Annotated in this window: 3 protein-coding genes and 1 pseudogene; 2 read left to right on the top strand and 2 right to left on the bottom strand. The window is 40.4% G+C overall.

The window, feature by feature from the left end:
* The first annotated feature begins 530 nt into the window (after positions 1-530).
* On the top strand, positions 531-1472 hold the full coding sequence (locus ACNKXV_RS03655; RefSeq protein ID WP_417906329.1) for a DUF4382 domain-containing protein: 942 nt from the start codon (positions 531-533) through the stop codon (positions 1470-1472).
* A 50-nt stretch (positions 1473-1522) separates the two neighbouring features.
* Here ACNKXV_RS03655 and ACNKXV_RS03650 read toward each other — a convergent pair whose 3' ends face one another.
* The gene (locus ACNKXV_RS03650; protein WP_417906328.1) at positions 1523-2983 is read right to left on the bottom strand and encodes a glutamate synthase subunit beta; all 1461 of its coding nucleotides are present in this window, start codon (positions 2981-2983) and stop codon (positions 1523-1525) included.
* A 2-nt stretch (positions 2984-2985) separates the two neighbouring features.
* Positions 2986-7509, bottom strand: coding sequence for a glutamate synthase large subunit (gltB, locus tag ACNKXV_RS03645; RefSeq protein ID WP_417906327.1), 4524 nt, complete (start codon positions 7507-7509; stop codon positions 2986-2988).
* Positions 7510-8324: 815 nt separating this feature from the next.
* Here gltB and ACNKXV_RS03640 point away from each other — a divergent pair.
* Positions 8325-9844 (top strand): annotated as a pseudogene (locus tag ACNKXV_RS03640) (hypothetical protein); the annotation flags it as partial.

Raw genomic sequence — 9844 nt, 5'->3', positions numbered from 1 at the left:
AGCCCGTTAGCGCAGATGGTACTGCTGTATTGTGGGAGAGTATGTCGCCGCCTTCTTCTTGAAAACCCCTTCAGATCTCTGAAGGGGTTTTTTTATACCCTAATTTTAAATATACTTCCTATAATTCGCTTCAGGATTAACAATCATAAAACAAAAAAGAAAGCAGCCCCGTGGCTGCTTTTGTGGTTTAAAAGAACACTATTCTATTAAAGATCAATACTGGCTTTTTCCCTTTAATAGCGGGACCTTCCCCATATATGAGGAATTTTTCTACATTCTTTTACCTTTAACTGCGCCTTAAAAACTATTTCATCCGGTAATATTTACTGTTTGTCGGTGAGATTACAGTGTTATTCAGCATTTTATCCCATTAATGAAAGAAAATACCTATTATTTTCGGTCAATAATGGAATAATGGTGCAACTCTTGCGTTATATATTTCGAATTTAAATTTACCTATTACTAACCCTTAATAGAAATTTATTAATCGACGTTTAATTCAATTAACTAACGTAAAAATCAATTTAAGTATGCTAATTAAGAATTTAAGTAAGTTAGGACTATTATTAGGTTTGATCTTATTTGTATCCTGTTCAGAGGATGAATCAGTAGATGGAACATCAGAGCAGGGTGAAAACCCAACTTCAGTATATATTACTGACTCTCCTATTGACCAGGCGAATGTTGAAGCTGTTTTTATTACAGTTGCCGATGTTAAAGTTAATGGTAAATCCCTCGAAGGCTTTAATAAAACAACTATACAAATTAGTAGCCTTACTCAGGGTAAAACTGAGCTTTTAGGTAAACTTAACCTGGCAGCCGGAAATACATCTAATATTAGTTTAGTGCTGGCCGAGACTGATCAATCCGGAAATGCTCCGGGGAACTATCTGGTATTAACCGGTGGTGCAAAAGAAGAACTTGCCGGATCTACTGAAATCAACCTGAACGATCAGGTAGAGATCGTAGAAGGAGCCAGTAACGAGATCGTAATGGACTTTGACCTTAGAAAAAGTGTTAAACAATCTGGTGATGATTATTCATTCGTTGCAAAGTCTCAATTGCAGAATAGTGTAAGAGCTGTAAATACCATGAAGACCGGAGTAGTAACCGGAAAAGTGGAGAACACCAGCAATGCCGGTGGAGATGTAGTAGTAGCTTATGCTTATAAAAAAGGACAATATTCAAACTCTGAGAAGAACACTAACTCAGAAGGAATTGCTTTTGCAAATGCAACCAGTAGTTCTGTGGTTTCTAAATCTAATGGAGAGTTTGAAATTCATTTCCTAAAAGAAGGAGATTATGAGCTTCATTTCGCTTCATATTCTGATACTAATAATGATGGGAAACTTGAGTTTTCCGGAATGGTAAAAGCTAATTCTGCAAGTAGTCTTGACCTTAGTGGATTTACTGTAAAATCAAATTCAGAAGTTAATGTTCAGATTTCTTTTGTAGGTCTTTTAGGCTTGTAATAGTTTCTGAAATAAAAAGTAAAGGCTGCCATTTGGCAGCCTTTTTTGGTTTAAGCAGATGGTAAGTCGCCTTCACCTTTTACCGGTAACCTCGAATTCCCCATTAAATATTTGTCTACATGGTGTGCGGCTTCACGACCTTCAGAAATAGCCCAGACAATTAAAGATTGTCCTCTTCTCATATCTCCGGCTACAAATATGTTCTTTACATTGGTTCGGTAATCTTTTGCTCCTTCTATATTGGACCTGATATCTGTTTTAAGGCCTAATTTTTCACTTAAAGTCTTTTCCGGTCCTGTGAATCCCAAAGCAAGTAAAACGAGGTCACAGGGCCATTCTTTTTCGGTTCCGGGCACTTCTTCCAGTTGTGGGCGACTGCCTGGTGTAATTTTCCATTTAACCTCTACCGTTTTTAAAGCTTTTAGTTTTCCGGTGCTGTCTTTTATAAATTCTTTTGTTTGAATGCTCCAGTTACGCTTAACCCCTTCCTCGTGGGAAGTAGTGGTCTTTAACGTAAATGGCCAGTAAGGCCAGGGGTTCTCCAGAGTTCTGGATTCTGGTGGTAGTGGCAGGATTTCGAAATTGGTTACAGAATTAGCTCCATGCCTGTTTGATGTTCCTACACAATCTGATCCTGTATCTCCACCGCCAATCACGATTACATCTTTGCCATTCGCATTAAGGTTTCCATCCAATCCATGAAGTCCGTCTACCGTTTCATTATTATGTTTTAAAAAATCCATTGCCTGGATAACTCCCCCTGCATCGGCTCCGGGAATTGGTAGTCCTCTTCTGTTAGTGGCCCCTCCACAAAGTACAATGGCATCAAAATTTTCAAGTTCTTCTACCGGATAATTTTTTCCAACCTCAGTATTGGTTTTAAATTCGATCCCTTCGGCTGCCATGGTTTCCAGTCTCCTGTCGATAATATTCTTTTCGAGTTTAAAATCGGGGATGCCATACCTTAATAATCCACCAATTTTTTCATCTCTTTCAAAAACAGTAACTGTATGTCCGGCTCTGTTTAACTGTTGGGCGGCGGCAAGTCCCGCGGGACCGGAACCAATCACGGCAATAGTTTTTCCGGTACGCTTATGAGGGGGCTCTGGTTCGATCCAGCCTTCTTTAAATCCTCTTTCTACTATATATTTTTCAATCATTTCAATAGCAACCGGCGGCTGTATAATTCCCAGGACACAGGCCGATTCGCAGGGAGCAGGACATAACCTCCCGGTAAATTCTGGGAAATTATTTGTAGCCTGCAAAATTTTTAGCGCCTTCTTCCATTCTCCTTTATATACAGCATGATTAAAATCCGGGATCAAATTTCCAAGCGGGCATCCACTGTGACAAAATGGGATTCCGCAGTCCATACACCTGCCTCCCTGTTTTTCAAGCTCTGTTTCAGGTAGTTTTTTATGAAATTCCTTATAGTGCTTTACTCTTTCTTCTGGTAAAACATATTCTTCATCCTTTCTTTCGTGTTCTAAAAATCCTCTCAATTCTCCCATGTTTATGCTGTTTTTAAGGCTGCCTCAATATTCTTCATCTTTTCATTCTCCATTGCCAGCAGTGCATTTTTATATTCTGTAGGCATTACTTTAATAAATGATCTTGTGTGATTTTCCCAGTTATTTAAAATAGCTTCAGCAGGTTTACTTTGGGTGTAATCAAAATGCTTCTGTATAAGGGATTTTAATTCTGAAAGATCTTGCGAAGAAGGGGTTTCAAGTTCTATCATTTCCATATTGAAATTATTATGATCAATTTCATTTTCCGGATCAAAAATATAGGCGATTCCTCCACTCATTCCTGCGGCAAAATTTCTTCCAATTTTTCCAAGGATCACCGCAATTCCCCCGGTCATATATTCACAACCATGGTCCCCAATCCCTTCAATGACAGCTTTCGCTCCTGAATTTCTAACGCAGAATCTTTCTCCACCCATTCCATTTATATAGGCCTCTCCTGCGGTAGCTCCGTAAAGAGCAACATTCCCAATAATGATATTTTCGTTGGATGTGAAAGTTGCTATAGCCGGTTTTTTGATGGAAAGTATAGCTCCCGAAAGTCCTTTTCCAAAGTAATCATTCGAATTCCCCTCTATGTTTAAGTTCAGGCCTTTTGCTCCAAAAGTACCAAAACTTTGCCCTGCCGAACCTTTGAAGTTCAAGGTTAATGTGTTTTTGGGAAGCCCCGCTGCACCATGAATTTTAGAAATTTCGTTGCTTATGATGGCTCCTGTGGTTCGGTTGATATTAGTTATTGGATATTCCAGAGTTACGGGTTCCTTCCTGTAGATCGCGGGGTGTGCCTGCCTTAGGATCTCGAAATCCAGTACCCCTTCAAGATTATGTAATTGTTTTTCGGTATTCGATAAGGAAATACCTTTCTCAATATTGGGTTTGTACAGAATATTTGAAAGATCTATCCCCTGCGCCTTATAATGTTTGATAGCGCGATTCATATTCAATTTCTGACTTTGACCCACCATTTCGTCCATGGTCCTGAAACCGAGTTGGGCCATAATTTCCCTTAATTCCTGGGCTATGAAATACATAAAGTTGATCACATTCTCCGGTGTTCCCTTAAAGTTCTTTCTAAGTTCAGGGTCCTGAGTGGCGATACCTACCGGGCAGGTGTTTAAATGGCAGGCCCGCATCATGATGCAACCGGAGGCTACCAAAGGTGCAGTTGAAAATCCAAATTCTTCTGCTCCCAGTAAACATGCAACGGCAACGTCCCTTCCGGTTTTTAACTGTCCATCACATTCTACTACGATCCTGCTTCGCAAATTGTTAAGTAATAAAGTTTGTTGTGCTTCTGCGATCCCCAATTCCCAGGGTAAACCTGCATGACGGAGTGAAGTTAGAGGAGAAGCGCCGGTGCCGCCATCAAATCCAGAGATCAATACCACATCTGCTTTGGCTTTGGCGACGCCTGCAGCGATAGTTCCTACCCCAATTTTGGAGACCAGCTTAACATTGATTCTTGCTTCCCTGTTCGCATTTTTAAGATCGAAAATTAACTGGGCAAGATCTTCGATCGAATAAATATCATGATGCGGAGGCGGGGAGATAAGTCCTACGTACGGAGTTGAATTTCTGGTTCTAGCAATTTCAGGATTCACCTTGGCTCCGGGAAGCTGTCCACCTTCACCCGGTTTGGCACCCTGAGCCATTTTTATCTGGATCTCCCGGGCATTAGTCAAATAATCTATGGATACCCCAAACCTACCTGAAGCCACCTGCTTAATGGCTGAATTTCGCCAGTTTCCATTTAAATCTTTCTGAAATCTGTCCGGATCCTCCCCACCTTCACCGGAGTTGCTTTTTCCCTTGATTCGGTTCATGGCAATGGCAAGATTCTCATGAGCCTCACGGCTTATGGAGCCAAAAGACATTGCCCCGGTTTTGAATCTTTTTACAATCTCAGTCCAGGGTTCCACTTCTTCCAGCGGAATGGGATCTAGATCTACAAATTTGAACATGCCTCGAAGGGTCATTAATTTTTCGTTCTGGTCATTTATGAGTTTGGAATATTCCCCATAAGTTTTGTAACTGTTCTGTTTTACTGCCTGCTGAAGTTTAGCAACACTGGCCGGATTAAAAAGATGTCGTTCTCCATTTCTTCTCCATCTGTAATCTCCACCCATTTCAAGATCAAGATCGGTTTCGGTTTCAGGAGGGGAAAAGGCATGTTTGTATCGTTTTTGAATTTCTTTTTCCACTTCATACAGGCCTATTCCTTCTATTCGCGTGGGAGTATTACAGAAATATTTATTCACGAATTTTTTATTGAGACCCAAAATCTCAAAGATCTGCGACCCACGGTAAGATGATAGGGTGGAGATCCCAATTTTGTTCATGATCTTGATGATGCCTTTTCCTATTGCCACATTAAAATTTTCCACTGCTACTTCAGGATCGGTAATCTCAATCTCCTTTCGTTCTACCAGATCGTAGATAACTTCATTGACCATATATGGGTTAACAGCGCTGGCTCCATAGCCAAATAAGGCTGCAAAGTGATGTGGTTCTCTTGGTTCAGCAGATTCTATGACGATTCCAAAACTCGATCTTCGGTTATGGTCTTTTACTCTATGGTGCACAAAGGAACATGCCAGAAGGGAAGGGATTGGAGCAAGGTTCTGCTTAACATTCCTGTCAGATAATATTATAATATTGCAGCCCTCATCTACAGCAGTATTAATTTCCAGGATCATTTCTTCCAGCCGGTCTTCAAGACCATTCATTCCTTTTTCTGCTTCATATAGCATGGAAATGGATTGAGTTTTAAATCCCGGGTAATCGATATATTTAATTTTATCCAGGTCTTCGTTAGAGATAACCGGATTTCGGATTTTCAATTTTTTACATTGTTCAGCACTAATATCGAAGAGATTAATGTCTTCTCCCAGGGATAAACTAATATCAGTGACTATTTCTTCCCGAATACCGTCAAGCGGCGGATTTGTTACCTGGGCGAAAAGCTGTTTGAAATAATTGAATAGAAGTTGTGGCTTGTCTGATAAAACTGCCAGAGGAATATCTGTACCCATGGAACCGATTGCTTCTTTTCCTTGTGAAGCCATGGGGGTGATAAGGGTGGTGATATCTTCGTAGGTATAACCGAATAATTTTAATCTGGTGAGATATTCGGTTTTCTCTACCGGAGTTTGGTTGCCTGTATAGGGAACTTCAGAAAGCGGAAGAAGATTTTCACTAAGCCATTTATCATAAGGTCTGTTATTAACGATCTCCTTTTTTACCTCCTCATCTTCAATAATCCTACCCTCAATCATATCAACCAGGAACATTTTTCCAGGTTCAAGCCTTCCATGTTTAATTACATTTTCCGGTTTAATGTCAATTACTCCGGTTTCTGAAGACATGACCACATAACCATCCTTTGTCACCGTATATCGGGAGGGTCTCAATCCATTCCGGTCTAACAAGGCTCCTATATAATTCCCATCTGTAAAAGGGATGGAAGCAGGCCCGTCCCAGGGTTCCATGATACATGCATTATACTCGTAGAATGCTTTTTTATCTCTGGTCATGGAGGGATGTTTTTCCCAGGCTTCAGGAACCATCATCATCATGGCCTCAGGCAGTGACCTTCCTGTTTGTAAAAGTAATTCCAGGGCCATATCCATAGAAGCAGAATCGGACTTTCCATCCATAATAATGGGAATGATCTTTTTAAGATCCTCACCAAAACTGTCACTTTCAAAAAGTTCTTCCCTGGCGCGCATTCTGCTTAAATTTCCCCGCAGGGTATTTATTTCCCCATTGTGACACATATAGCGAAATGGCTGAGCAAGGTCCCAGGTTGGGAAAGTGTTGGTGGAAAATCGCTGATGTACCAGGGCCAGTTTGGTAATTACATTGGGATCGTTAAGATCCTGGTAATATTCATTGATATCCTGCGGCATCAATAAGCCTTTATATATTATGGTGTTGGTGGAAAGGCTTGAGAAATAAAAATACTCGCGCTCTGCAAGCCCTGAATTTTCTATTAAATGTTCTGCGATCTTTCTGGCACTATATAATTTCGCATTAAAGATTCTTTCTTCAAAATTATTCGGATTGGCCACAAAAACCTGCTGAATGGCCGGCTCCACTTCACTCGCCATTTTACCAAGGCAGGCGTGATTTACAGGAACTTTTCTCCAGCCTAAAATTTCGAGTTGCTGTTGTGCTATCGCATCGTTAAAGGCTTTTTTACATAGCTCAGCCTGGTTGCTGTTTTTTGGTAAAAAAACCATTCCAACGGCATATTCCCGGGATTCGGGAAGATCAAAATCACAAACTTTTTTAAAGAAATTGTGGGGCACTTCAATGAGAATTCCGGCACCGTCACCGGTCTTTCCATCTGCACCTACAGCGCCTCGATGTTCCAGGCGAATAAGGATGTCGAGAGCTTTATGGATTATTTGATTTGATCGTTCACCGTTTAAATTGCAGATAAAACCGGCACCGCAATTATCGCGTTCATTTAAAGGGGAATATAAGCCCTGTTCGTTCACTTTCATAGGTCGTTCTTAAAAATTGAATCTTCAATTTAAGTAAATCCAAATGATAAACGGAGCTAATAAAGTGCTTTAAATCAAGTTTTTAGATTATGATAATTTAAAAGGATTTAATTATGAATTTAAAAATATAAGAGCCCAAAAATGAGAATGTAAAAATTAAATTTTCCTGAATTTCTGTCATGGGTAAAATCCCTTGATTATTGTTCAAATGCAAATACCCAGTATAAAAAATCAAAATAAAATGTTAATTTTAAACAATGATTATTCGAGCTTACAATATTAAATTGGCCTCAATTTACTAAGCCCCTGTAACTTTCCTGAAGTGTTATTCACACTTGAAATTTTGTTTTACAAATTTGCTTCCCCCCAGTATTTTTAAAATTCTTCCCCGCTTGATGGTACGCTTAATTGCGTAATTGCTGTAGCAATGGCTTCAGTTTGTTTACCCTACTCTTAGTTCTGTTTAGATTTCATTTTTCGCTTATCACAATACAGCCTTTTCTACAATTAATACCTGCGCTCTTGGCTAACCTTTAAAAAATAAAATTATGGAAGATTTTACATTGAAACTCATAGGGAGGTTATTCTTATTTGTTAATCAAAGAAAACGGTATTTTTTACGAACGATCTTCAGTCTGTTAGCTCTTCTGAGCTTCCAAATGATTTTAGGACAGTCGGCAAATCTCGACTAAATTAGAAACGGTTCCATATCCTCACCTACCAATCCTGGTGTATGGCAAAACGGAAATCTAACGCCGTCTCAGGCTCACCTTGCAGAAGGGTTTTCTGTGCCTTACCGGGTAATTTTATCCTCAATGCCAACAGGTACATCAGTGACTATTACTCTTGGTTATGATGTAAAAGCAAATGGAAAACATGCAATTGATTATTTAACCCATTATGATAGGATGGAACCGCATTTTCTTGCATTTAATCATTCACCCAGAGAAAAGATTGATCCAACTAAGGATGTTCCTGGTATTGTTTCTGGGTCCAGTGCCACGCACAGGTTTACCATTCCAACTCCTCCAACTACCAGTACTCCTGTAGCTGGTCAACCCACGGCAAGTTTTAATGGTGTTTTAGCAGAAATATATGATGATGGAAATGCAGTAAATGTAGGGGGTGGTCAAATGTCCATATGGAATGGTACTATTACCGGCATAAACTATGGACCCCTGGCTCATCTAAACGCAGCGAGTGCTGAACAAACCATTAGTATAACTTTCACCGTTGCTGGGTCAATTGGTGGAACACCTAAAAATGTTGTAATCGCCTGGGGAGGACATATCGCAAGCCGAACTGATTGGGGAGATACCAATGGAGAGCCAAACTCCGCGAGTGGTATTAGTGGATCACCATATCATATGAGTTTAAAAGGTTGGACCCTTGGTAATCTTGGACAACAGGATAGATCTTTAAAAGCAGATGCAGTTATTCCACCGCCAGATTGTATTTTCCTTAGTGGAGTCGATCAGATTTGTGAAGGTGAACAAGCTACTTATACCATAAAACCTGTAGATGGTGGGTTCCATCCGGTTTATAGTTGGGAAATTTTGCCCGGTACCACTGGTGCGTATTTTGACCCGCCTAACCCTATTGGAACCTCAGCTACCGTTATTGCAGGCAATGCTGATTATAAAGTTGTAGCCACTATAGTGTCAAATTTTGGGACAGTAGATTGCGAATATGAGACAGAAGTAGAACAGAAAAACGATGCAGGAACAGGTAGTCCGTTGACAATTTGCACTGATGATTCTACAGATTATAATCTTCGTGATTACTTAACTGGAGAAGATGATGGTGGAACCTGGACCGGCCCTGATGGCGCTTCCGATGGAATGTTTATGGCTGGAACAGATACTGCAGGTACATATACCTATACAGTAGATGCTGACGGAGATGGACCATGTCCTGCTGATTCAGAGGATGTAGTGGTTACCGTCAATACTGCAAATGATGCAGGAACAGGTAGTCCATTAACAATATGTGGCGATGATTCTACAGATTATAATCTTCGTGATTACTTAACTGGAGAAGATGATGGTGGAACCTGGACCGGCCCTGATGGTGCGTCTGATGGAATGTTTATGGCCGGAACAGATACTGCGGGTACTTATACCTATACAGTAGATGCTGACGGAGATGGACCATGTCCTTCGGATTCTGAAGATGTAGTGGTTACCGTCAATACTGCAAATGATGCAGGGACAGGTAGTCCGTTGACAATTTGCTCTGATGATTCTACAGATTATAATCTTCGTGATTACTTAACTGGAGAAGATGATGGTGGAACCTGGACCGGCCCTGATGGTGCGTCCGATGGAATGTTTAT

Source organism: Christiangramia aquimixticola, from assembly GCF_048285835.1.
Classification (GTDB): Bacteria; Bacteroidota; Bacteroidia; order Flavobacteriales; family Flavobacteriaceae; genus Christiangramia; species Christiangramia aquimixticola.
Note: the sequence above shows the minus strand (reverse complement) of the source record. Positions and strands in the feature narration are given on the sequence as shown.